The 25,251-nt window shown below is 35.7% G+C and carries 17 protein-coding genes; 13 read left to right on the forward strand and 4 right to left on the reverse strand.

Features of this window, described 5'->3' with window-relative positions; genetic code table 11:
* Nucleotides 1–315: 315 nt before the first annotated feature.
* The 5 genes from EYY60_RS16330 to EYY60_RS16350 all read left to right on the forward strand — a co-directional run bounded on the left by EYY60_RS16330 (nt 316) and on the right by EYY60_RS16350 (nt 3,517).
* Nucleotides 316–705 (forward strand): single-stranded DNA-binding protein, encoded by a 390-nt coding sequence (locus EYY60_RS16330; protein ID WP_132990376.1) that lies wholly within the window; start codon nt 316–318, stop codon nt 703–705.
* 35 nt (nt 706–740) lie between these two features.
* Nucleotides 741–1,100 carry a DUF7222 domain-containing protein gene (locus EYY60_RS16335; protein WP_132990377.1) on the forward strand — a complete coding sequence of 120 codons (360 nt, stop codon included), beginning with the start codon at nt 741–743 and terminating at the stop codon, nt 1,098–1,100.
* A gap of 29 nt (nt 1,101–1,129) precedes the next feature.
* Complete coding sequence (locus tag EYY60_RS16340) at nt 1,130–1,510, forward strand: PcfK-like family protein (RefSeq protein WP_132990378.1); 381 nt, start codon at nt 1,130–1,132, stop codon at nt 1,508–1,510.
* Complete coding sequence (locus EYY60_RS16345) at nt 1,507–2,823, forward strand: PcfJ domain-containing protein (protein WP_132990379.1); 1,317 nt, start codon at nt 1,507–1,509, stop codon at nt 2,821–2,823. Before EYY60_RS16340 ends, EYY60_RS16345 begins: the two co-directional genes overlap by 4 nt.
* A gap of 223 nt (nt 2,824–3,046) precedes the next feature.
* On the forward strand, nt 3,047–3,517 hold the full coding sequence (locus tag EYY60_RS16350; RefSeq protein WP_132990380.1) for a JAB domain-containing protein: 471 nt from the start codon (nt 3,047–3,049) through the stop codon (nt 3,515–3,517).
* A gap of 24 nt (nt 3,518–3,541) precedes the next feature.
* Here EYY60_RS16350 and EYY60_RS16355 read toward each other — a convergent pair whose 3' ends face one another.
* From EYY60_RS16355 to EYY60_RS16365, 3 genes are read right to left on the reverse strand one after another with little or no spacing between them, the layout of a single operon-like run.
* On the reverse strand, nt 3,542–4,462 hold the full coding sequence (locus EYY60_RS16355) for a hypothetical protein (protein ID WP_132990381.1): 921 nt from the start codon (nt 4,460–4,462) through the stop codon (nt 3,542–3,544).
* A 47-nt stretch (nt 4,463–4,509) separates the two neighbouring features.
* Nucleotides 4,510–7,380, reverse strand: coding sequence for a tetratricopeptide repeat protein (locus EYY60_RS16360; protein WP_132990382.1), 2,871 nt, complete (start codon nt 7,378–7,380; stop codon nt 4,510–4,512).
* A gap of 51 nt (nt 7,381–7,431) precedes the next feature.
* Nucleotides 7,432–9,510, reverse strand: a complete 2,079-nt coding sequence (locus EYY60_RS16365; protein WP_132990383.1) for a hypothetical protein — start codon at nt 9,508–9,510, stop codon at nt 7,432–7,434.
* Nucleotides 9,511–9,990: 480 nt separating this feature from the next.
* On the opposite strand from EYY60_RS16365, the gene EYY60_RS16370 reads away from it, so the two are divergent.
* From EYY60_RS16370 to EYY60_RS16395, 6 genes are all read left to right on the forward strand, one after another.
* Complete coding sequence (locus EYY60_RS16370) at nt 9,991–12,375, forward strand: nSTAND3 domain-containing NTPase (RefSeq protein WP_132990384.1); 2,385 nt, start codon at nt 9,991–9,993, stop codon at nt 12,373–12,375.
* Between the two features lie 326 nt (nt 12,376–12,701).
* A complete protein-coding gene (locus EYY60_RS16375) occupies nt 12,702–13,490 on the forward strand; it encodes a DUF5677 domain-containing protein (RefSeq protein ID WP_132990385.1) in 789 nt (262 codons plus the stop codon).
* Between the two features lie 41 nt (nt 13,491–13,531).
* The gene (locus EYY60_RS16380; protein ID WP_132990386.1) at nt 13,532–15,289 is read left to right on the forward strand and encodes an ATP-dependent nuclease; all 1,758 of its coding nucleotides are present in this window, start codon (nt 13,532–13,534) and stop codon (nt 15,287–15,289) included.
* Complete coding sequence (locus EYY60_RS16385) at nt 15,286–16,938, forward strand: UvrD-helicase domain-containing protein (RefSeq protein ID WP_132990387.1); 1,653 nt, start codon at nt 15,286–15,288, stop codon at nt 16,936–16,938. Before EYY60_RS16380 ends, EYY60_RS16385 begins: the two co-directional genes overlap by 4 nt.
* Before the next feature lie 208 nt (nt 16,939–17,146).
* Complete coding sequence (locus EYY60_RS16390) at nt 17,147–18,100, forward strand: AAA family ATPase (RefSeq protein ID WP_132990388.1); 954 nt, start codon at nt 17,147–17,149, stop codon at nt 18,098–18,100.
* A gap of 5 nt (nt 18,101–18,105) precedes the next feature.
* A complete protein-coding gene (locus EYY60_RS16395; RefSeq protein WP_132990389.1) occupies nt 18,106–20,598 on the forward strand; it encodes a S8 family peptidase in 2,493 nt (830 codons plus the stop codon).
* Between the two features lie 349 nt (nt 20,599–20,947).
* On the opposite strand, the gene EYY60_RS16400 is transcribed toward EYY60_RS16395, so the two are convergent.
* Entirely contained in the window at nt 20,948–21,607 is a 660-nt protein-coding gene (locus tag EYY60_RS16400; RefSeq protein WP_132990390.1) for a carboxypeptidase-like regulatory domain-containing protein, read from the reverse strand.
* 157 nt (nt 21,608–21,764) lie between these two features.
* On the opposite strand from EYY60_RS16400, the gene corA reads away from it, so the two are divergent.
* Both corA and pta read left to right on the forward strand, forming a co-directional pair.
* Nucleotides 21,765–22,838: a magnesium/cobalt transporter CorA gene (corA, locus tag EYY60_RS16405; RefSeq protein WP_132990391.1), complete on the forward strand. Its 1,074-nt coding sequence runs from the start codon at nt 21,765–21,767 to the stop codon at nt 22,836–22,838.
* A 47-nt stretch (nt 22,839–22,885) separates the two neighbouring features.
* Nucleotides 22,886–24,979 carry a phosphate acetyltransferase gene (gene pta / locus EYY60_RS16410; protein ID WP_132990392.1) on the forward strand — a complete coding sequence of 698 codons (2,094 nt, stop codon included), beginning with the start codon at nt 22,886–22,888 and terminating at the stop codon, nt 24,977–24,979.
* The last annotated feature ends 272 nt before the right edge of the window (nt 24,980–25,251 follow it).

The raw sequence follows: 25,251 nt of genomic DNA on the forward strand, positions 1-25,251 counted from the left end.
CAAATTTTAAATGTATCACAAATATAGATTATATCCAGCCAATCTTCGCTGTGCATTTTGAATCCTGGCTGCAGGAGATAGGATAGTCTTAGTGGTTTTCATTCGAAACGGATAAAAAGGCAGCCAAGTTAGCGTGCGCCGGATCCTGCAGGCGCATAACGGCCCTGCCGCCCTTCGGGACTTATAGCCCTCCGTATCCTTGATGCCCGCTTTTTTGCCGCTTTCTTTTTTTCCGTTTTTTCTTTTGAAAACATTTTTTTGGGAAAGGCAGGGGAAAAGGATTTTAAAACAGTAATCACTTAAAATTTAGAAATCATGGAAATCACAGGACGCTTGACAAGGGATGCGGTTGTTGCCAAAACAGCCAACAACAAAGAGGTGGTAAATTTTTCAATTGCAGTAAACGACAGCTACAAAGCCAAAGGAAGCACCGAAGCGGTAAAGATAGTAACCTACATTGACTGTTCCTATTGGCTCAGCTCTGGTGTTGCGCAGTGGCTGAAAAAAGGTGCCATGGTGGAACTTTTCGGACGTGTGGGAGTGAATGCCTATCTCAATTCGGAGGGCAAAGCCGTGGCAAGCCTCACTTTTCACACAAGCAATATCAAGATACTGGTGTTTGTCTCCGATGGGCAAGCCTTGCAGGGGCAGTCAGCTCCTGCAAAAAAGAACGGGAAAGAACAGCCTGACGACCTGCCTTTCTAATCCTATTCAAATGTATAAGCCTAAAGAAATGAGTTATGAAAGCCTTGAAAAAATCAGTATATGCCGAGTATGACGTGAACGACGCATTCCAAAAGATAATCCTTTTGGAAATGCAGTCTTATGACGGAACAAAAAAACAGCAGCTTAAAGCATTCCTTGAGGATATGCAGAGAAGCGGATGCATCAGCGGTATGATATCCCAGTTTATCTATCACGCCGACTGTAAGAAATTCTACATCGAGCATCTTGACGATTTGGAAGACATCAGAAAAGAAATGGAAGATTCCCTTGGGGAAGCGGTAAAAGACAGCTATGGTCTGCCTCACTGCACCTTTATGTGCTGGCTCTGTTTTGAAGAGTACTGCTCAGACATCTACAGAACCTCTTTTGAATAATCTTTTTGTTACATCTTAAATCTTCCCTTATGAAAGCTTCAGAAAATTTCAAGACCGCCATAGAAAACTATCTTAATCAGACCGCTCTTGCCGATGTCGTTTTTGCGCAGGAGTTCGCCAAGGAATCCAAAAACTTAGAAAGCTGCTGCAATTACATTTTCGGCGAGGTGAAAAAAACAGGACTGTGCGCCTTTGACAATCAGGAAATATTTGACATGGCGGTCAGATACTACACCGATGACAGCATCGGACAGCCTCAGCCCGTTAATTGCAAAGTTGTAGTGAAAGAGCCTGCAGTGGCTGATTTGTTTACTTCAGTTGTAGAAGTTCCGCAGAGTACTGTTGTTGTAAAAACGGAAGTCCTTACTGCCAAACCCGAATCAAAAACTTTGACACTCTTTGACCTATGATACCGAAAACCATTATCGAAAAGCAGATTGTGTCCCTTAGTGAGACACTTTCGCCTGTATCGCAGAAGATGCAGATTTGGGCAGAAAAAAATATTTTCATCAAATGGGGCGTGCTTTCACGAGGAAAATTCCACTGCCTTGACTGCGCCCACTCCTGGAAGCCTGATGCCCAGAAAGCATCCTGCCAAAAGTACATCAACTGCACTTCATGCAGGGGCAAGCTGAAAATGCAACAATATAATCAGGTGCATTTCAAAGAAATTGAATATTTCGCTGTTTTGGATGTGTGCGGGGGATTTCAGGTGGTGCGTATCATCTGTTCGCACAAGGACATGAAAAAGAACTGCATGCCGGCATACTTCCATAAGGAAGTGATGCAGCATTGGATTCATGTAAAAGGGGAGGTGCGCACGCTTTCTCTCGGCACCAATGTTTTCTCGCAAGCCTATGATGCATGGAAATATTATACTTCCCTTGAAATCCGCCCGAAAAGTTTTGAGAGTTCTCCCAAATTCCGCATCAATCCTTATAAGGTTCATTCGTCTTTAAAGGCGATTTCCATCCTGAAAAGAAACGGTTTCAAAGGCAGTTTCCATGGCATTGCTCCGCAGGTGCTTTTTACGGCTCTTTTGAAAGATTCCTATGCAGAGACGCTTCTCAAGACAGGGCAGACCGATTTTCTTTGTCATTATCTGACCTCGCACTCACAGCACATCAGGGAGAACTGGCAGGCAGTCAAAACCTGCATTAAAAATAATTATAAGCTAAAGGACTTTTCACTTTGGGAAGATTACATCAGCCTGCTCAGATGGTTCAAAAAGGATTTGAATAATGCCGATTTGGTATGCCCTGAGAATTTGGAAGAGGTGCACGACAGGCTAGTAGAGAAAAAACGCATAATCCAAAGACGTCTGCATATAAAGGAACTAAGAGCCCAAATACAGCAGGCGCAGATTGGCTATGAAGAGCAGAAAAAACAGTTTTTTGGATTGGAGTTCACTCGTGAGAATCTTTCCATCTGCGTTATGGAAAGCGTGCATGATTTTCTCGAACAGGGCGATATGCTACGCCACTGCGTATTTGCCAATGAATACTACAAAAAGAGAAACTCCCTTATCCTTTCGGCCAAATTTGAGAACAAGCCTGTGGAGACCATAGAGGTGGCACTTCCCTCGCTTGAAGTCCTGCAGTGCAGGGGAGACAAAAACAAGGTTTCCCCACATCATAAGCAGATTTTAAAGCTTCTGCATCAGAACCTCTATCAGATCAAAAAGTGTCTTAAAAACAAAAAAGAAGAGAGAGCCGAAAATTAGTTTTCGGCTTTTTTGTGGAATTCGGCGGCGCAGACACTTGAAGGGAAAATTGTTTCAGGGTTCAGGCTTAATTCCGAAACAAAGTTCGGGAAGGAAAGGCGGTTCGCCGAAAAAAATTCCCCCATAAATGCAGGCGGAAAAACCTGCTTTATTGCGTTGCTTTTTTCGCTCGCTTTCTCATTCCCGGCTGAGGTTCCATTATTAATCTTAAAACTTTGAAATCATGGAAACTTCAAAAACACTTCAGAATTGGAATCAGGTAGCAGAAATACAGTTGATCTACAAAACAAAAGTGAAAGCATCAGACAGACCTTATATCAGTTCCTCCAAAACAGTTTACCAGCTGGCACTCCAGTTCTGGAATCCCGATACGATTGAATTTTTCGAGCAGTTCAAAATTCTGCTTTTGAACCAGTCCAATAAAGTATTAGGTATGTATGAAGTGTCCTCTGGAGGAATCGCCGGTACTTCAGTAGACCTCAGGTTGATTTTTGCTGCAGCAATCAAGGCCAATGCTGTATCGCTGATTATGATCCACAATCATCCGTCAGGTCAGGTTAAGCCTTCCGATGCGGATAAACAGATAACCAACAAAGTAAAAGAGGCAGGCAGGATTATGGATATCACATTGCTGGATCATCTGATTATCACTCCTGAAACTTATTATTCTTTTATTGACGACGGAGCTTTATAGCTCCGTTTTATAATTGCCTGTCGCTTAAAAATTTAATAGAGAATACCCGATTGCTAGTCCTAGCCATGGTTTCTTGTTGTAATTCCATTTGCTGGCATCAGATCCGATTGCATAATCATAACCATAAAAAACACCTATATTTATTTTATTATAAATGAACGCACCTCCAGCGCCAAGAGTCCCTAAACCTTTAATGATTTCCTTATCTTCTTCTATGGGAATAAGTGCTTTTGAAGTGTTGCTGCTGTTCAATGTCACTGTAGATGCTCCAAAAAGGGCGCTAAGTGTAAACTTCCATGTGTTGCTTTTATTGTCGACTTTATCCTGATACAAAAAGCTCGTCGAGCCCCAAGAATGTCCAATAATAATATTTCCGTTAAAAGCCGTTGAGAATTCTTCCTGCAGTCCTCCTTTGCCTTTGAATCTGTATTTTATGGGAATAGTAACAGCAGAAACGGTCCATTCCGTAAAATTAAGTCTGATTGCTTGTCTGTTTGCAAGCTGATAATAATAAATGCCTTCTCGCTTGTAATTTCCATTTTCGTCCATTTTTAAGTAAGGGTTGACAATAACCTTATCTTCGGTAAATTTCACGAACGCCTTATCAAAATCAACAGCAGCATTTTCTGTCTTGTTTTTAGTCAGGCTTTTGTAAAAATCGTCATTGACATCAACATTTTGCGTAACAGTCACCTTTTTGCCATCAACTATTTCTTCTTTGGTTATCGAAATGTTTTTTACGCCTGTGTATTTATCTTTAAGAGCCTGCTGCTCAATTTGGCTCAAATCCTTGTATTTGGTTAAGGTGTCTTTTTTGAGAATAATGGTTTGTCCCCCTTTCATCTGAATCTGTTTGGGAGCAAAATATTTTTTTTTGAAGGATTCTTGTCCCCAAGACGGTCCAATAACAATAAAAACTGAAATAATTAGTAGAAATTTTTTCATAATATAGTTTGTAAATTAATTTAATATCGGTGCAATTCTGGAATTGTTTACGACTTTTTGCCTAAATGTTCAACAGGTATAAATAATGAAATTTTTGTAGTAATTTCATTTTCTTTTTCTGCGAGGCCTTTATGATGATATAGTGGCTTTAGTATTTGATACATAAGAAGTAAATATTCACTATTTTTCAATTTCATATCCTCGATAATTTTAATGGCATTCTCTTGATGCAGGATGGCCAGATCAAGATTGCCATCAGATAAATATAATTGTGACAAATAATTATAGCAAGCAGCCACTAAAAAATCATTTCTTTTTTCAGCATCTAAAGTGTTGTGGTATTTTATTCCATCACTCATGGATTTAATTGCAGTCTTCAAATCACCGCAAATTTTATAACTTTCTGCAATTATCCTATATTCCACAACAACTTGCTGATCATTATAAATGTTATGCTTCATTCTAAAATTCTGAATTTTTTTGAAATTTTCCAAAGCTTTTACTACGTCTTTAGATTTAAGGTAAAGATTAGAAATATTATTTCGCGTGGTAATGATTTCATGTCTGAACTTTATTTCATTTTGCTCAAACAGTGCAACAGCTTTTTCAAATTGCTCTACTGCTTTTTCATAATCTGTATATGCATAAGCCAGACCCAAATTATTGTAAATTACACCAAGATTCAAACCGTCAAGCATTGGATATTTTTCAGCTCTAGCCGCTAAATCAATCAATCGATCCAAGTCATTCTCAGAATTAACATAGTATCGGCTTAGATATAAAAGTTCGCTTTCTAATATTATTAAAGGCTGATAAACGCTTCTTCTGTATTGTTCTTTTATGTTATCAAGTATGGATTGAGCATATTTTAAATATCTGAATGCTATAGACGGATTGTTTTGCCCTTCCTTAATTCTGGCAGTAAGCCATGTGATAAAAATGACATTATCTACAAATGGATTGAGCGTTTCCCTGCCATTGTACAATATTACTTCCTTTATTATTTTGTGAATATTAATCCTTTTTCTGTCACGGGTAAATTCAACTAGGCCTTTACGCTCAAGAGAGATTAAGGTATTTGTTATATGTGTCTTATTTTCTTCGTAGTAGGCAGCCCCATTTAATAGAATTACGTCCTCGATTATTATATCTCTGCTTGGAAGAAGCGAAAGGAACTGCAAATAACTGCTATCCCATGATTCTAAATCGGTTAGACTGAATTTTTTTAAAAGGTAATTGAAAATGTTTATTGTGCTGTTATTTTCCATTACATCGATATCTACTTTAAATTCGTCATCATCTAAATTCTGTTCCTTTAAAGATTCTAAGAGCTTTTCCAGTGTCAAATCGAAGCTGTATTCTATTGTTTTAGCAACTAGTTCTATGACCAAAATGTTAAAATCAATAAATTCAATAAACTGGCTAAGAATTACATTGTCAACTGGCTCTTTTGTATAATGGGAATTAAAAATGCTTTTCGCGCTTTCGATATTTATTTTTGGGAGCTTAATAGAAGGTACTGTCCTAATATTGTTTCTGGTCAGGATTAATTTTTGCCAATTGCTAAGGCTTGTCAATTGTTTTAAGGATGTAAGATCTTTTTCCAGTTCCTGAATGTCAATTATTATTAGATTAGTTCCCTCAATAGTATTTAATCGGTTTAAAATTATTTTGAAGCGATGGTCAATCTCATCATTTGGGGAGAATTCAATATTTAGGTTTTTGATTAGTAAATCATCAATCACCAATGAATATGAAATTGTTTTGTCAACGGTTATCCAGATTAGGTGATCATAGCTAGGAAAGGCTTTTAAATATTTTTTTGCAAAAGAGGTTTTGCCCATTCCTCCTTCACTATAAATGGATAATACGTTCTTCTTCTGCAATTCCAGATTGACAGTATTCAGAAAGGCATCCCAATCGTAGACCGAAGAAAATTTATAGTCAGGGAGGAGATTTATTTCTTTTGGGATTGTGTATGCAGATATAGAATTTGATTTTTTTTCAAGCAGATTAATCTTTTGCTCATGATTGTCAATTTCTGCCTGGATTTTTTGAATGCTGCCTTTTAATATTTCAAATTCAATGTTTAGTAGTTTGAAAAATTTAATGTTCAGGTATTTTTCAAGCTCGGTATCGGAATGGGCCAACAGGTCGATGATGACTTGTTTTGTCAAGCTTCTTTCCTTTTCAATTTTGCTTTGAGAACGTTTGTAAATTTCAGACATTAATACTCCAAACAGAAGAGTAGTGGGCTTATTGCCAAAAGCCTTATCCTGTAGCAGAATATCTATATCATTTTTTATTTCTGTTATTGCTTCATCTGGGGATAGATTTTCAAATTGCCACCGTACGGATTTTGTGAAATTCTCACATTCCTGATCGACTATTTTAATAAAATCATTAACTGCTGTTTTTATTGATTGACGCTTTTCATCAGAAATGTTATGATTAAGTTTTTTGTTTTTCTTTGACTTAATTTCTTTTATCAAAATTTCATTTATCTTGCTTTTACACGATAGTAGTAAGTGCGCGTCTTGCAAATGTTCGTCATTTATCCATTTTACTAAAAGTTTTTCTCTCGCAGCTATCGCTGTATTTGTGGCAAAACAAAACTTCGGATTTTCAACCAGATCTTTATTTTTAAGATAAAGCAGGAAGAAATCAAAAATTGTATTTTTTATTGCTTCAGAATTTAAGCTGAAGTTTGATGTATAGCATTTAACTTGCGTAAACAATATATGTTCTCCAACTTCCTTAATATCCTGATCCACTTCTGTAAAAGTTGTGACATCATTTTTTGCTATAAAGTTAGCCAGCCATTTTTTTAAAATGGTAAGATATTGATAATAAAAGCCCTTATTTGTTGAAATAGCGTCGGTATTTACATCGAAATTTTTTAGTATATGTTCAAGCATTATAAAGTGTTTACATAAAGTTTTAAAAATTAAACTGATCGTTTTGTTTATCTAACGAACAGGCTTGTCAGACCAATAAAAAGTAAGCCCTTCCAGTTCTTCAATAATTACATGAGTGTCATCATCCAAAAACTTTGAATATGGACTTTCATAATAACTGTGGCCTGTTTTGCTGCAGGTAGCTTTTACGATGAAATATGTCATTACCGGAACAATCTTATTATTAATAATATCGGAGTAATCTCTATTGTCTTCAGGAAGCTTGAATTCGCATTTTAAACCTTGTTCATCAGTATATGGTCTTAATTGAAATTTATCGTCGACAACCTTTCTTTTTAAATAAATGACGCCGTCGTACTGGCATATATCTACAATTGACGGTCTGAAACTATAGTCGTAATTTGAATTTAGAAAAGAACGCTGTCTTTCAAGCCATGACTTAAAATCCAATCTATTGGTTGGAATAAATTCAAATGAACTCATCCATTTCATGAGGTCATTTACATGGCCAAAACAGCCTAGCCTTGCTTCTTTCTCATCCACATTCCACGAAAGGGTAAATGAAATTACAGAATTTAATTTTCTAGAAATTAATTTTTTAAAGATATTTCTTAATGCTTCAATGGTAGTTTTTATATCGTCTTCTGGCTTTTCGGCGCTGTGAAAAATACATGGGATATTCCAGTACTCATCTTTGAAGTTTCCGTATAAAACATCGTTTTTAATAAATAAATCTACGCCTAATCTTGATAATGCTTTTTTCACTTCGATAATATCCTCCTCAACAGCGTTGACATCCTTACTTCCCAAACTGACAACATCATAAATTGAAACTGCGTGAGAGTATTCCTTGAAGTTCTTGTTTTTATTATGGTAAGACAGCATTAATTTAATTCCATCGCCTGATTCAATGGAGTGTGGCACTAATTCCTGCAGTAACGTTTTAGATTCTATTTCTTTTTCAAACTGGGATTTTGGCTTTTCGACATCAAAATATTCATATATCAACGGATTGCTCTGCATATATCTTGTGATTAGATTTTTCCAGTCTTTCAAATCTATTTTGCCATCAATTCTAAATAATTTTTTATACTCGCTACGTCTACCAAATTCTGTCATTTTTTGGTCAATTCTTTCAAAATAAAGCTCTGAGCTGTATCCTCGCACCGCACCGTCAAAGTGCACAAATGTTTTTTCATCTGTATCGTAAATGGAGTGTACATACCTGCATCCATAAAAGTCATCTAATGTTGGTGCCGTACTTTCTTTTAATTCCTCAAGTTCGAACTCCCTTAATGATTTGTTTATTTTCCAGTGAAATTCAGTCGAGGATAATTGATAGTAATCTATTTCAAATTTATTGGCAACATGTTTGGTTAAACCTGGAGTAATTTTTTCAATTTCATCGTTATATTTAGGCCCAAACCAATAGTCAAGTTCCATTGTCGGATGTAAAGTTGGGGCATAACCAATTAAGTCCCAATCTATGGATATTTTTAAAACTACATTTTCATTATCCTTAAAAGCCATAAAATCATCCAAAAATTGATAATGAAAATTATTATGTCTTGACAATGATCTTCGAAAAAAGCTATCTGCATATATACATAGCGGAATCGTTTTATGAACAAAAATTCCTTGAAATTTGTAATCAAAATTTTTTAATAAATCTTTTATTGGAATGAGATCATTTTTTACTTTAAATTGTACAAGTTCTGGAAATATTTTCCCTACTATATTTATGTCTAATATTGCGAGGGTAGAAGGACCTAAATATTTGAAGTCTGAAGTCAAATGATCCTTCACCAGTTCTAATAGCCTTCCATCATTTTCTTGAAGGTCTGCTTTAATGTGCGAATTATTTGATGCTGTTTTAAAATCTAAAATTTCTTGAGTTTCAATTTCATTTTCCGGCAGTAGGGATATCCCTAGATTACGGACTAATTTTGGCTCAAAGTATAATGCAAAGGGAACTATGCAGCCAACGGGTCTATGCATATCGTGGCCAACATGCATTGGGATACCTTCCGTGGATTTGTTCCATACAATATCTTCCATAGCTGTAATAGCAAAACAACTACCATGCTTATTTAACTGGTCACTATTTAGTACTAAAAGTGATTTATGCATATTTTTTAATTTATAACTACTCTCTATTTAGATAAGTTTATTTTAAATATTTATGGAATTAATTGTTAAATTATCCCTTTTAAAAAGAACTTTAAAGTGTTCAAAGATTGATTGAAATATAAATCTAAATTACTTAAAAGAGAGCATAAAAATACCTCTTGAAACGATGAAGCAAAAAAACAGGTGAATATACCTGTTTTTTTGTGAACCTTTTTCAGTTGGTCATTACCGACAGCTTTAATGAAATGGAAAGATAAAATGCATAGATTTTAAAAAGATATAGCCTTGGATTTATCTTATTCTTTTATTGAATGTTTTTTTTTTTCAGAGTAATAATTTCAAAAGGATTTACTAAATTGAATATCTTTGAAAGTCTTCAATTTAATTGAGAAAAGTAGATGCTGAATTTTTATTTTTAAAATACTGTGATTGCTTTTATTTCAAGATCTTTAAAAAACATACAGCGAAAAACATAGTAAAATGTCAAATTACGATTTCTCTACTTTAAACCCGATTGATTTTGAAAAATTAGTTTGTGATCTGCTCAATGCCAGTGTTAAATCTAAATCAGGCTCCATGTTCAGAAGCTTTAAAGAGGGAAAAGATGCGGGTGTAGATCTGCTGCTGTCAACTCCGGAGAATGATTTTGAAGCGGTAGTTCAAATTAAGCATTTTCGTAAAAGTTCATTTGCATCGTTAAAAAGAGAATTAAAAGCAGAAATTATAAAAGTAGAGAAACTAGAGCCCAAAAAGTATATTTTAGTTACTTCTCTGGATTTGAGTTTGCATAACAAACAGGAAATCAAAGATATATTTGCTCCTTATGTAGTGAGTCTAGAGGATGTTTTGGGTAGGGATGATCTTAATGATATTCTTAGAATAAAAAAACAAGTTGAAGAAAAACACTTCAAATTATGGTTTTCAAGTTCATTAGCTATTGAAAAATTAAACCAATACAAGTTTGCCGGACGAAACAATGAATTTTCAGAAGATGGAATGAAAAGAAAGCTCAGGCTTTTCGTGAGCACGAAGGAGTTAAGACGAGCAGTTGGACTGCTTCACCAAAATAGCTTCTTGGTCATTACCGGAGAACCCGGAGTTGGAAAAACAACACTCTCGGAAATTATTATTTATAAATATCTTTCTTTAGATTATCAACTGTCAGTTATTTATGATGACATAAAAGAGATAGAAGGAATTCTAAGGGATGATGACAGTAAGCAGATTTTTTATTTTGATGATTTTTTAGGGCATACCCAAGCTGAGATATTAAAATCAAAAGCAGCGGAGACATCATTGTTAAAAATACTATCAAGATTTGAAAAGTCTGAAAATAAATATCTTATTTTAAATACCAGAAAATTTATATTAAATACTTTTTTGGATGAGTCTGAGCGATTTAGAAATTTTAACCCTTTACGAAGTGAAAATAAAATAGAATTGGTTTCTTATTCCTACGGAGCAAAGAGACGCATGCTTGATAATCATATTGCAGAATCAGAATTAAGTATTGAGCATATTGAAGTGCTGAGAAGCCTTTCTTTTTTTATCTGTGATCATCGAAACTTCTCTCCCCGTCATTTAGAGTTTTACACTGATAAAAGGCTTGTAGGTGAATTTAGTGCTCCTAATTTTAAAACATTTGTGATTGATAATTTATCAAATCCGAAAAAAATATGGGAACATGCCTATCTCAATCAAATAACGGATATGGAAAGGTTTTTGTTGAATACGCTCTACTCTCTTGGTTCTGATGCTTCTCAAGAAATGCTGCAGCGTGCTTTTTCAGTCAGATTAAATTACGAAGTAAAAACAAATAATTATTTCAAGCCTATTGATCCGTTCAACAATAGTATTAGAACTCTTAACGATGGGTTTATAGTTAGTTTTAATTTTGGGGGTGCTACAGGATTTTCGTTTATTAATCCTTCATTGGAAGACTTTCTTAAGTATTTTGTTGAAAATAATAAAGATGAGCGTGAACGTATTTTGCTTTCGTCAGTTTACATATCTCAATGGTTTGTTTTTTTTAAACCATTTGAGAACAATATAATAGAGAACAATTTGCTTGAGCAGTTTAATCTTCTGCATACTAAAGAAGACTGTAGTGATATTGATTTATTTAAAAGTGCTATTTTTCTAATCTCTCTTCAGAAAAAAAACTACCTGCAGATCAGCAGAGTTTTGAAAAAGATTAAAAACTGGGAATTAATTGGTCAAGATGGTTTTCTAAGTGCTTATTCCATTCCGTTTTTAAAAGAGTGCATTAAAAACAAAGTAATGCTATACACTGTCACAAAACTTAATAAAGAGTTTTTTTTAAATCTTTTGCTTGGCTGCGGTGGCTTAGAAGAGATATACGAGCTTGTTCATTTATTCAAAAACCATTTTGATTTGATTTTTATTCAAAAATTTGATCGAAATTCAAATTATTATGGAAAACATAAGGAATTGGTAATTGAAGTACGTATGCTGTGCGCTAGACTACTAGAGCATGAAGTGGAAGATAAATACCAAAAGCTATATAAAAATATCAATCAGGATGGGCATGTAGACTTATTAGAGCAACTAAATGATTATTTTAAATTTGTTAGAGATCTTATAAGTGAGGATATTGAGGTGGTTTATGATCATTTGTATATTCAAGACTGGAATGTAGTGGCAGAACAAAATTATCTTGATCAGCTCGCCATCGGCAGAGTAATTGAAATAGAAGAGGATTTCGATGGCAACTATCCGTATGTGGGCTATTACGAAGATGAAGATCAATACGATTATGATTTTGAAAAGGAGAGAGTTTCTGTTCGGCAAACGGCGATTGAGATTCAGGAATGGGAAATTGAACCTGATGATCTTCCTTTTTAAATACAATGAAAGTTGTATAAGGTGAATATGAACAATAAAAAACTGCCAAAGCCGAAATTTAATTTTTGTTTTTTTTATGCGCTGAAATTTCGGTGCAGAGACACTTTAAGGGAGCATGGTTACGGCGGTTTCCAAAAATTGGAATGCATGCCGCTAGAAAATGGGAATGATTTAATTTGTAGGCCGCATCAATAATTAGGTGTTTTTACTGATGCGTAAATTATCAGATTAAGATAGATTTGTATTGCAGTTTTTTTTAGCAGTTGTTTGGTGTTTTTTATAACTGCGCCAAAGAACCAAAACATAAACCTAAATCCAGACGCAGTATGCATTTTAAGAAAGAACACATAATTACGCTTCTCCAAAGGATAATCAGTTTTTCAGAACGGAATCTCAAAGGGATTACAGAGGCAGGAATAGACACCGATGACGAGCTCGATAATTTTTTTTCAGGTATGATTGTACGCCAGTATGCCATTCTGAGTGATATCAAAATACTCTTTGAATTCAAAAAAGGGGGGTATCTGACTTCGGAAATGATTTTATTCCGATGCATTGCCGATGATTTTATCCACATCAGGTTTCTGGTAAGTCAGCAGAATGTGGAGGATGAGGTAATCAGGTTTAATGCGGACGCGATAAACAAGAATTTTAGCAAGCTTGCCGAACTGGCCACACTCAATGAAGAAAAACTAGGAGGGAATTATCCCGAATATCCCACATACGCTTCTATGGAAGACTTAAAAGAAAAAATAAAACAGGCGCCAAAGAGACAGGAGTATTTTATTGATAAGGATAACTTCAGGTTCAAAACCTTCAAGTCGACCGGAAATCTGATAAGGGATCTTCAGGACAGCGGCTATTCGCATTCTCTGAGAAGGGCCTATTTTATCTGGCGCAAATTATCAGACCACGTGCATTATTCTAGTTTTTCCCATGAAGAAGTTCTGATAATTGACCCCGAAAAGGACCATACATATACTGAATTCGCAGAAATTATTTATTATTCCTATTGCATAATTATCGACTGCATGAAGCATTTTCAGAGTAAATATGGTCTTGCGGCAGCCGATGACGATAACCTGGCCGAATACTACAAAGGTGCCGGGCATTAAAAACTGGAACAGTATAAGCTGTCAATTAATATGAAATTTGTATGGAACTTACCAAAGTTAAGATAAGAGGTTTTCGCAATTTTAAGGATGCGACAATAAGACTCAATCAGAAGTCACTAATCATAGGATCAAATGACATTGGCAAAACCAATTTTTTTCATGCCTTGAGGATTCTTCTGGACAGAGGTTTCTCTGATTATGACCTCGAGCCGAAGGATTCCGATTTTTATGTCTACGAGGAGGTGAATGAGTACACGATATCGCTCTATTTTGAAAATGTTACCGAGGATTGTGTTGTTGCAAAGCTTAAAGGCAGAATAAGCGACAATGATAAATTTATGCTCCGTTATCAGGCCTTCAGGGATCCTGATACGAAAGCCAAACATTACAAATTGTGGGCAGGGCCATCGCTTGCGAAACTCGAAGAAATAGAGGACAGGTTCTACAGGAAGGTTTTAAATGTAAAGTATATAAGTAGCAGAAGGGATTTTCACGCGTACATCAGCCGCGAAAAAAATCATCTGCTGGAAACTGCTAAAGCAAACAGGAACCCTGAACAGATTACGCAGGACGATCTGCTGTATGAAGACATAAGAGGAGAATTGCAGCAGATAGACAAAAAAATTCCCGATCTTCATTTTATATCGTCGGCAACATCCACTATTAATGAAGAGCTGAAAAAACTCTCCCTGCATCATGGAAAACAGGAAATTAATTTTGATGCGTCCACTTCAAATGTTGATGCCTTTATCAATAATGTTTCCATATCATCGCATACCGACGGCAAAAGCATATTGATCGGGGGAGACGGAAGACTTAATCAGATTTATCTGGCGCTGTGGGCATCCAGAAACCAGCTGACAGAGGATAACTTAAGAGAAGTGACCATATTCTGCATTGAAGAGCCTGAGGCGCATCTGCATCCACATCAGCAGCGAAAACTTGCAGATTATCTCAATGTGTCCATTGCAGGGCAGGTGCTGATTTCATCCCATTCCCCGCAGATAGCTTCCGAGTTTAGTCCGAATTCAATTGTAAGATTGCATAAAACCGATGGTGCGGCAAAAGCGGCCTCTGACGGATGCTCGGCTGTTATTGGAGAAGCATTTGAAGATTTTGGATACCGCATGAGCATCATTCCCGCTGAGGCATTTTTTGCCGATGTGGTATTTCTAGTGGAAGGGCCTTCGGAACAGCTCTTTTATAAAACATTGGCCACTCAGCTCGGTATAGACTTGGATCATTATAATATCAGCATCCTGATGGTCGACGGAATCGGGTTTAACGTTTTTGCAAAAATTTTAGAAGCGCTTAAAATAGAATGGGTGATGCGCACTGATAATGATATTTTTAAGCTGCCGAAAAAAGATCTTTACACTTTTGCCGGAATCAGAAGAGGAATTAACGCTTACCGTAATTACTATCAGGCTGACCCGCAAATGGAAAAGATACTAAAAGCGCATGAAGTTAATATAAGGGAATTCCCAAAGAGCATGCCAGATCCAGTCAATATCAAATCAGCGGCCGAAATTAGAAAAGCGCTCGAACCATTTAATATCTTTTTATCAGAAGTGGATCTGGAAAACGATATCTATAATTCAAAGCTTAAAAAAGAGCTTGAAACCTTTTTCGATTTGGACGATAAGGAAGAAATTCTCAAAGCAATGACAAAAAACAAGGCGATTTTTATGTACAGGTTCATCAAGAAAAACAAAGCGGCGCTACCGAAATTAAAGGACAGCCCGCTTGCGGCACCACTTCACGTATCAGTTAAATTAGCACAGGAAATTCATAAATGAAGCCTACCAGACAGCAGGAAGCAATTATAGGTTATGATGATTCATGCGTAGTGATCGCCGCTCCGGGCAGTGGGAAAACATTTGTGATTTCCCAGAAAATAAAAAACAACTTCAAGGGGCTTCTAGAGCATCAGGGAGTAATTGCAATTTCCTATACCAATAAAGCCAGCAATGAACTCAAAAGAAGAAGCCTTTCAAACGGTGAAAATCCTAAAAGCTCTTTTTTTGGAACTATAGATAAGTTCAATCTTTCGGAAATTATTGTTCCTTTTGGAAAACAGCTATTCGGCCTTCCTTCCGCTCCCATAGCCGTTCGAAAAAAAAGCTTTATTGACACCCCTAAGGGCAATCCTCTGGACTGGTTTGATCGCCATACGAGTTTGGACGACCTAGACAGGGAAGCGGTGAAGCAGCTGGCATCTTATTTCGTGCAGGGGATAATATTCATTGAGACCATAGGGGTTTTTGCGAATTACATTTTTACCAAAAGTCTGGCGTGCCGCAAATATATCACCGCTAAATATAAATATATCTATATTGACGAGTATCAGGACTCGGGTCTGCAGCAGCACGAAATTTTTTTGAAAATTGGCTCTTTGGGTATAAAAGCAATCGCAGTGGGAGATTTGAACCAGTCAATATACGGCTTTTCAGGCAAGGACTCAAAATTTCTCAATGAACTTACCCAGAGTAAAGCGTTTAAGAATTTTAAGCTCAACAAAAATCACCGCTGTGATCCATCCATTATCAATTACAGCAATTATCTTCTCGATCCCGGTACAGATCTGCTGGAGGTTAATGACGGAAAGAATTTTGTTTTTTTTACAAGAGTAAAAGGCAAAGAGTCAGAGATTGCCGCATGGATTAATAGTGTGTTGCCCGTCTTGATGAAAGAATTTAAAGTGGAAACTCCCAGTAAGATAGCAGTGCTCACGAGAGGAAACAGGACCGGTAGTTTGGTGTCTGCTGCCTTAAAGGCACCCCATAAGCTGTCAGTTAGCACTGATCTGGATACCAATCTTAATATCTGGTCTTCCATTTTTACTGGTCTTCTGTATTTTATTTTTGATCCTTCCCACACATTTGTGGAAGTGGTGGAAATTTTTACAGGTTATGACCGTCTTAAAGATTCGGATCTGAAAAAATTAAGCGTATTAAAGAAAGACCTGAAAACTGCCGTTGCCGATAAAAAAAGACTGAGCGCTCCGGTATTAGAAAAAATATTCATAGAAATTGCACGGGTTATCGCTCCTGATTTATACAGTGGCGAATCAATTATCCTGCTAAGGGAAGTGCTGGACAGTTCTGCATATTTAAAGTCATATGAACCGGCAGCTGACGATGAGATTAATATTCTAACCCTTCACAAATCGAAAGGGCTTGAATATGATGTTGTCATTCATCTGGATCTACACAAATGGGTTTTTCCGGCTATGGGGCCTAAAGACGGTAAAGACTGGAAAAACCCTGAGTATCTTAGCTATCAGCAGGATCTTAATCTCCATTATGTGGGAGTCACAAGGGCAAGAAAAGCCTGTGTGCTGGTTTCAAGCACCCAGAGAACCAATGATAAGGGAGAAGTTAAAGAGGCAGAGGATTCCGTTTTTATCTGGCTCAATGATATAAAGGATTTAAGATGTAAAAATTGAATTTCCTTTTTTCGGGGTAAGGATAAGAAGCTGGATATTGCCCAGGATATATTTGCAGACATATGGAACGAGGAACGCTATTACAAAATTTAGGATTCACTGGGAATATTAGGTTTATGTAATTACCTTATAATAAGGATCTATAAGTTGTAAAATTACCTACAAATAATTAAATTTATTTGAAGACTTTTTTCATTACTTTTGCGATATGGCAACAGCAGAACAATTAAAATCTTTATTACAGTCCCATTATAAGAATGATAATGAGAGATTCACTTCTATTGCACTTCAGGTGGCTGCACATGAAGCAAGACAAGGACATATGTCTATTGCAAAGGAAATACAAGATTTAGTTGACCGATCAAAGACCGATGGTTTTAAAGTGATCCGCATCAATCCAGATTTAAGCGATTTAGTTCTGGTGTATTATCCTGAGAACAGATTAAATGAATTGATACTTTCCAGTGATGTTTCCAATAAGCTAGCAAGGATTATCAGGGAGTATAAACAGCGCGATAAAATTCTAAAACACGGTCTGCATAACCGCAGGAAAGTATTGCTTTCAGGTCTTCCAGGAACAGGTAAAACAGCAACTGCTTCTGCTATTTCTGGCGAATTAAAGCTTCCATTGTATGTTGTTATGATGGATAAATTAATGACCAAATACATGGGTGAAACTGCCTCGAAGTTGCGACAGATTTTCGATATGATGGTTTCCAACAGGGGCGTCTATCTTTTTGATGAATTTGATGCAATTGGAGCAGAAAGGGCAAGGGATAATGAAGTTGGGGAAATGCGGAGAGTTTTGAATTCATTTTTGCAGTTCATCGAACAGGATTCATCAGAGAGCATCATTTTTGGTGCTACAAATAATATAAAGATATTAGATTCGGCGCTGTTTAGACGTTTTGATGATATTATCAGCTACACCTTACCAAATAAAAATGAGATTGAGGAGCTGATTAAACTAAAACTCCATAAGTTTCTTGGAGATTTTAGCTTAAAATCTACAGTTGCGGCGGCAGAAGGGTTATCTCACGCAGAGATTACTAATGCTTGCAATGATGCTCTGAAAGAGATAATTTTAATGGATAAAAATCTGGTTACTCAAAAATTATTAGTTCAAATGATGAAAGACAGAAAAGTCAATTATAATTTATAATAATAATGAGTGAAGTTTCTAAACCGCATCTTTTTGTGAGTGATGTGCATACAGCTCAAACTTATACAACGCCTCCGAGCGGAGGAAGTGGAGATGAACTTCCCCCAAGACAAAGAAATGCGCATGGCAATTCATTATTACATTCTTTAAGCGATATCTGGCACTCACATGCAGAAGATGTAAGAATCAGAACAGACCAGGGAATACCTGTCAAAGATGGAGAGTACCTTACTTTTAAGAGTGCTGCTAATGACAGCTTAAAAATCGAATCTTTGGACTCCAGCGGAGCTGTATTATTAAACGTATCTATAGAAAAAGAAACGAATCAGCAGACTGCAACTCTCTATATTCCAGAAAACCAAAAAGGGAAGCTTACCAAAAAAGTTGAGGATTATATTGCGTTAGAAAAAAACGGTAAACCCGTTAATCAGCCATTAGTAGATAAAATAGAGGTGGTTACCAGATCTTCAATTGAAAATCTATGGAGCAGCCCTATTGAAACTCTGCCGCGCGAAGCACCGGTATGGTGTGAGTTATGGCTAGCTGTTGAGAGTGTAGATATAGAGACGTCCGTTCCCGAATTAAAACAGATATGCGAGTTCTTTGGAATAGAGATCCTTGATGAAATTTTAAGTTTTCCCCAGCGATGCATTGTAATTGTAAAAGCCGATTATGCACAGTTATATGAACTGGTTGCGTCATTTGGCCTAATTGCTGAGATTCGTAAAACCGAAGAGTTGAATAGTTTCTGGCTTAACCAGAATATGACTGAAAATAATGCATGGATACAAGAAGCGTTGCGTTTGACTAATTTTACAAGAACCAATAATTTTATTTCGATAATGGACTCAGGCGTAAACAATGGTCCTCATTTAATTGCGCCTGCGCTGAATGATGCAAACAGATTGACCGTTGATCCAAACTGGGGAGTCAATGACAGTTTAGGGCATGGCACAAATATGGCCGGAGTCGCTCTTTACGGAAATCTAAATGCAATTCTTGAGAATAATAGCGCATTATCCATCCATCATCAGCTGGAATCAATAAAAATTTTGGATCCGGACTATCCGAATGAGCGCAATAAATTTCCACTGATCACTCTTGACGCGGTAAATCGTGCGATAGTAAATAATCCTGAGAATAAACGAATATTCTGCATGGCCGTTACAACGGACTTTCAGGTTGAATTCGGCAAGCCTTCAGCATATTCCTCTGTTTTGGACAGAATAATTTTTGGTGAAGATTCGAATGATAAAAAAATATTTCTGGTTAGTGCAGGTAATGTAAGAGAAGAATTTAACTGGAGAAATTACCCTGAAAGCAATCTAAATCTTTCGGTCGAAAGCCCGGCTCAGGCATGGAATGCAATTAGCGTTGGAGGTTATACGGAGAAGACCCTGCCGGATAATGTTACAGTTGCCAAAAAATTTGAACTTTCCCCATACAGCAGAACATCCTGTTCCTGGGATGCAAACTGGCCAATTAAGCCTGAAGTTGTTTTCGAAGCAGGTAACTTGATACTGCTTGATAATGGAGATGTTGAAGGTCATGACGATCTAGATATCTTGACTGTTACAAGAAGCGATGTCAGAAATTATTTTACGACAATGAACGCCACAAGCGCGGCTACCGCTTTGGCAGCAAACTTTTTGGCTAAAATAAGGGACGTATATCCTGAAGCTTGGGAAGAAACCCTTAGAGCATTAATGATACATTCTTCTTCATGGACTCAGGAAATGATTGATCAATTTAATATTGATGTTAATAAAGTAAGTGACGTTTTAAGACTTCTTAGAACTGTAGGATACGGTGTTCCTAATCTTCAAAAAGCAATAGAGTGCCAGAGTAATTATCTCACCTTCATATCTGAAGAAAAAATAACGCCATATAAGCTCGAAGACGGAAAAGTAAAAACTAATCAGATACACTATTACGAGTTTCCCTGGCCTAAAGAGATTTTAGAGAATTTAGGCGCCACAGATGTAACTTTAAAAGTAACGTTGTCTTATTTTGTTGAACCCAATCCGGGGGATAGAGGTTATACTACAAAGTATGCGTATCAATCAACCGCATTGAAGTTTGGGCTAATAAATCCTGGAGAAGATTTTGATAATTTTAAATTAAGGACTAACAAAGTCAATCAAGATATTTTAAAAGAAAATCTGGGAGTTGATAGATTAGAAGATGGGTTGATTGAAAAAGCTACAGGTTCCAGCAGATGGGCTCTTGGGGCAGATACTGTTTTTAAGGGATCTGTACACAGCAATTATTGGAAAGGTTCTGCGGCCGAAATTGCTTCTTGTAACAAATTGGCTGTATTTCCGATGGCCTCTGGATGGTGGAAAGAACTTAAAAAACAGGAAAAATACAATTCAGAACTGCGTTATTCTTTAATTGTATCTATTGAAACACCGGAGAACGTGGCTGACATATATACAACTGTAGCTGCACAAGTGGCCGTTCAGAACGAAGTTCAAATTATATTAGATCTTAGTTAGTGTATACGCGATGCTGAAACCTAAAGTTGCATTTCGGAGAATATGATAGTATCGTTTTGCAATAGTCATTAAGTACTGATTAATATTAGTTACTAATAAGTGCTAAACCGCTGAAAACGTAGTTTTTCAGCGGTTTTTGTTTTTTGAACTTTATTGTTTCTACTTTTTTTTGATCATTTTTACTCATTTTATTTGTACCATATTTGTATCATTACATTGTAAAGTATTGATTTATAAGGAGTGTTACTTTTGAAGAAGTAAAATAATTCTTTAGTACTAAGTAATTAGTACAAAGTATTAAGATAGAAAACCGAGTCAGAAATGGCTCGGTTTTTTTTATATGTTTTAACTAAAACTCAATATATTCATCTTCTGGATTTCTTATAATGGTGAAACCTTGTAATTCTATTTCCTCAAATTTCATTTTGATTGTTAGTTCTAAATCTTTCTTCAATTTAAATTCGATTTCTTTATAGCCTATAAATAGAACTTTTAATATGTCACCTTTTTTGGCTTCTAGTGAAAATTTTCCATCAACATCTGTTTGAACACCATTTAATGTATTTTTAATTAGTACCGTTGCACCTGGTAACGGATTATTCTTTTCATCCAAAATAACTCCTGAATATTTGTTTTTGCCATTAGTTCTAACCTTTACTAAATCACTAAGTTGTTTCTTATCCGTTTGCTCTATTCTTATTTTGCCTTGTGCCTTTGCTGTTTGGTTTCCTAATCCTAAAAATGCAATTAGTGAAGCCGCTGCAATAATCCAGATCGATTTTTTTTCTTTTGGAATAACCATTTCACGGTCCAATTGCGATATTCTAAATCGGCCGCAGAGTTTTTCTTCTTTTTTGTAAGCTAAAATAATTTCTCGATCTGACGATTTTGTAAAATCAATTACATTTTTTTGACATGCACTGCAGAATTTTCCCTTTTCTGTCTTTGACATTTCTAACCAATTTTCATGACAAGATTCTGGGATTGAGATTTTAATTTTGTTTGTCATTTAATTTTGTTCCGTTTAAATGTGTTTTAAAACAAATTGCTGTTTATAAATGTAATTATTATTTTGAATCATCAGGCAATATCATCTAATGAAAATGACAATTGTCATTTCCTATTCCGATTCTTTTTCGTAATATTACTATTGTAAATTTTCATGAATGAGAAAGATTAAATACAAGAAAGGGCGCAAGCTGCAGCATATTACATTAGAGTATACAGGCACGCATAAAGAAAATGAAACTGAAATGCAGCTTTTTGTTTATAATGATGCAGATGTTATTGAATATGATGAATTTACAGTCCTAGCTTTAAATTCTTGTTTTGATTATACTAAAAACAACTGGCTAAATGTTCATGGCTTAAATGATATAAGTCTGCTTAAAATAATTGGAGCGCATTTTAAATTGGATGATTTTTTACTTGCCGATATTTTAAATACAACCAAAAGAACCAAATTAGAAGAACAACCAGATGTTTTATTTTTCAATATAAAATCCCTTTTGCCTTCTGAATATTCAGATAATATTAGTGTTGAGCAACTTAGTTTTATTTTGAAAGACGGGATACTGATTTCGTTTCAAGAAAAAAGAAGTGATTTCTTCACACACATCCGTGAACGTCTTCGTACCCATGCAGGAATTGTTAGAACTAAAAAGGTCGATTATCTTCTGTATTTATTATTGGATGCCGTAATGGAAAATTTCTATATAACGCTAGAAGATGAAGAAGATAAAGTGGAAGAATTGATCAATTTGACCAAAAAAGACGCAAAACCAATTATTCTTGAAAAAATTGAAAATCACCGCGATAATTTAAACTTCTTAAAACGTTCCATTGTACCATTAAGGGATTCTCTGTATTATTTAAAAACCATCAAAGATGATGAAGATGAAAACGGACTGATTCAGAAAGAAACGTTTAATTTCTTTATTAGACTTCATCAAAAGAGTTTAGAGCTTTTAGAGCAGATCGAATCAGATATGAGCGCATTGGAAAGCGCATCGAACTTTTATTTCTCGGAACAAAGCCGAAAAATGAATGAAATTATGAAGACTTTGACCATTATTTCAGCAATATTTATTCCGTTGACTTTTATTGTAGGAGTGTATGGAATGAACTTTGAAAATATGCCTGAACTCAAAACTGAAAACGGCTATTTTATAGTTATGGGCGTAATGTTTTTACTGGTGATCGCTCTGATAATATATTTCAAAAAAAGACGCTGGTTTTAGCGTTTTCTAATTTTAAAAGGGATAAGAATAGTTTCAAAACATAAATTATGAGTAAAGCGATATATATAGCCACAAGTGATCACAATAGCGGAAAATCGATTATTACGCTGGGAGTGATGAGTATTTTGATTGGCAAAACGGCTAAAGTGGGATATTTTAGACCCATAATTGAAGATTTTGTAGATGGAGAGAAGGACAATCATATTGAAACCGTTTTGTCTTATTTTAACCTTGATATAAAGTTTGAAGATGCTTATGCAATTACGAAAAGCAAACTGATCAAGAAAAAAAATAAAGGCAAAATAGGAGAGGTTTTAGATTTAATCATTGAAAAATATAAAAAACTTGAAGACCGTTTTGATTTTGTCTTAGTCGAAGGAACAAGCTTTACCGGCGAAGGAACTTCGATTGAATTAGATTTGAATGTTTTAATTGCTAAAAATCTCGGAATCCCAACTATAATTATTGGCTCAGGAGTTGGAAAGACATTAGAAGAATTAGTTGACAGCTTATATTTAGTTTACGATTCATTCAAAGTCAAAGAGGTTGAGGTTTTGTCAGTTTTTGCAAATAAAGTACAACCTGAGAACATTAAATTGGTAACCAAAAGCCTTCAAAAAAGTTTGCCTTCAAGTGTTTTGGTCAATACAATTCCGCTTATTTCTAGTTTGAACAATCCGACAATGCAAGAAATTGTAAATGCGCTTAATGCCAAAGTTTTGTTTGGAGAAAATTATCTGAACAATGAAATCGGGCATTACAGTGTAGGAGCAATGCAATTGCATAATTATTTGGTTCACCTGAATAATAATGCATTAGTTATTACACCAGGCGATCGTTCAGATATTATTTTAGGAGCTTTGCAGGCCAATGAATCAGCAAATTACCCTACTATTTCAGGAATTATTCTAACCGGAAATATCGTGCCTGAAGATAGTATTTTAAAACTGATCGAAGGACTTTCGGCAGTAGTGCCAATTATAGCAGTCGATGGCGGAACCTATCATATTACCAATAAAATTGGATCAATCAAATCTGAAATTTATGCCAATAACACACATAAGATAGAAACCTCAATCAATACATTTGAGAAATATGTTGAAATTGAAGCACTGTCTGAAAGAGTAATTACATTTGTTCCAGAAGGTATGACGCCAAAAATGTTTCAATACAACATGGTGAAAAGGGCGAAACAACATCGAAAACATATCGTATTGCCAGAAGGAAATGATGACAGAATAATTTTGGCTGCTTCAAGATTGATGGATATGGACGTGGTTGATATTTCAATCATTGGAGAAAAAAAACAAATCGAAAGTAAAGTTGCAGAACTTGGTGTTACTTTGGATTTCTCAAAAGTAAATATCATCAATCCAAAAGAATCGGAACTTTTTGAGGATTATGCCAATACCTATTATGAGCTTAGAAAAGCTAAAAATATAAGCATCACAATGGCAAGAGATTTAATGGAAGATGTTTCGTATTTTGGAACCATGATGGTCTATAAAGGTCATGCTGACGGAATGGTTTCTGGAGCGGCGCATACTACACAACACACCATTTTGCCTGCTTTACAATTCATTAAAACAAAACCAAATTCATCTGTAGTTTCTTCCGTATTTTTTATGTGTCTAGAAGATCGAGTTTCTGTTTTTGGAGATTGTGCGATTAATCCAAATCCAACTGCTGAACAATTGGCAGAAATTGCGATTTCATCTGCCGAATCTAGCGCAGCTTTCGGAATTGAGCCAAAAATCGCCATGCTTTCGTATTCTTCTGGAGCTTCTGGAAAAGGTGATGAAGTGGATAAAGTTAGGACTGCAACAGAAATTGTAAAACAAAAACGCCCTGATTTAAAAATAGAAGGACCAATTCAATATGACGCAGCTGTTGACCGAGCAGTAGGGAAAAGCAAAATGCCAGATTCTGAAGTAGCAGGGCAAGCAAGCGTCTTAATTTTTCCTGATTTAAATACCGGAAACAATACATATAAAGCCGTTCAAAGAGAAACTGGAGCTTTGGCTATTGGGCCAATGCTTCAAGGTTTAAACAAGCCTGTAAACGATTTAAGCCGAGGCTGTACAGTTGATGATATTATTAATACTGTTGTCATTACAGCGATTCAGGCGCAAGGAATGTAGATAATTGTGAATTGTTAATGGTAAATTGTGAATTATGACATTGCCTTAAAAATTGCTTTTATTTCAATTAAAAATTGAGAATTAAAAATTAAAAAAATAGAACGCAGTTGAGACTGATTTGCCATCGCGAAACGCAGATTTGTACGGATTTTATTTTTGATTGAATAAAAAAACGTTTTAATTCACGTCTTTACGAAGTAAATTTGCATCATTCGCGTACTAATTTAAACAGAGAAAAATAAAGATTTATGTCTTTTTAAGAAAACTTAGCA

The sequence above is a fragment of the Flavobacterium zhairuonense genome, assembly GCF_004352915.1.
GTDB lineage: Bacteria > Bacteroidota > Bacteroidia > Flavobacteriales > Flavobacteriaceae > Flavobacterium > Flavobacterium zhairuonense.

Bases quoted from the DNA above. Each gene is read 5' to 3' on its own strand.
- corA (WP_132990391.1), top strand. From the start codon at position 21,765: ATGAGAAAGATTAAATACAAGAAAGGGCGCAAGCTGCAGCATATTACA.
- EYY60_RS16365 (WP_132990383.1), bottom strand. From the start codon at position 9,510: ATGCATAAATCACTTTTAGTACTAAATAGTGACCAGTTAAATAAGCAT.
- EYY60_RS16395 (WP_132990389.1), top strand. From the start codon at position 18,106: ATGAGTGAAGTTTCTAAACCGCATCTTTTTGTGAGTGATGTGCATACA.
- EYY60_RS16345 (WP_132990379.1), top strand. From the start codon at position 1,507: ATGATACCGAAAACCATTATCGAAAAGCAGATTGTGTCCCTTAGTGAG.
- EYY60_RS16350 (WP_132990380.1), top strand. From the start codon at position 3,047: ATGGAAACTTCAAAAACACTTCAGAATTGGAATCAGGTAGCAGAAATA.
- EYY60_RS16400 (WP_132990390.1), bottom strand. From the start codon at position 21,607: ATGACAAACAAAATTAAAATCTCAATCCCAGAATCTTGTCATGAAAAT.
- EYY60_RS16370 (WP_132990384.1), top strand. From the start codon at position 9,991: ATGTCAAATTACGATTTCTCTACTTTAAACCCGATTGATTTTGAAAAA.
- EYY60_RS16360 (WP_132990382.1), bottom strand. From the start codon at position 7,380: ATGCTTGAACATATACTAAAAAATTTCGATGTAAATACCGACGCTATT.
- EYY60_RS16340 (WP_132990378.1), top strand. From the start codon at position 1,130: ATGAAAGCTTCAGAAAATTTCAAGACCGCCATAGAAAACTATCTTAAT.
- EYY60_RS16385 (WP_132990387.1), top strand. From the start codon at position 15,286: ATGAAGCCTACCAGACAGCAGGAAGCAATTATAGGTTATGATGATTCA.
- pta (WP_132990392.1), top strand. From the start codon at position 22,886: ATGAGTAAAGCGATATATATAGCCACAAGTGATCACAATAGCGGAAAA.
- EYY60_RS16380 (WP_132990386.1), top strand. From the start codon at position 13,532: ATGGAACTTACCAAAGTTAAGATAAGAGGTTTTCGCAATTTTAAGGAT.
- EYY60_RS16330 (WP_132990376.1), top strand. From the start codon at position 316: ATGGAAATCACAGGACGCTTGACAAGGGATGCGGTTGTTGCCAAAACA.
- EYY60_RS16375 (WP_132990385.1), top strand. From the start codon at position 12,702: ATGCATTTTAAGAAAGAACACATAATTACGCTTCTCCAAAGGATAATC.
- EYY60_RS16390 (WP_132990388.1), top strand. From the start codon at position 17,147: ATGGCAACAGCAGAACAATTAAAATCTTTATTACAGTCCCATTATAAG.
- EYY60_RS16355 (WP_132990381.1), bottom strand. From the start codon at position 4,462: ATGAAAAAATTTCTACTAATTATTTCAGTTTTTATTGTTATTGGACCG.
- EYY60_RS16335 (WP_132990377.1), top strand. From the start codon at position 741: ATGAAAGCCTTGAAAAAATCAGTATATGCCGAGTATGACGTGAACGAC.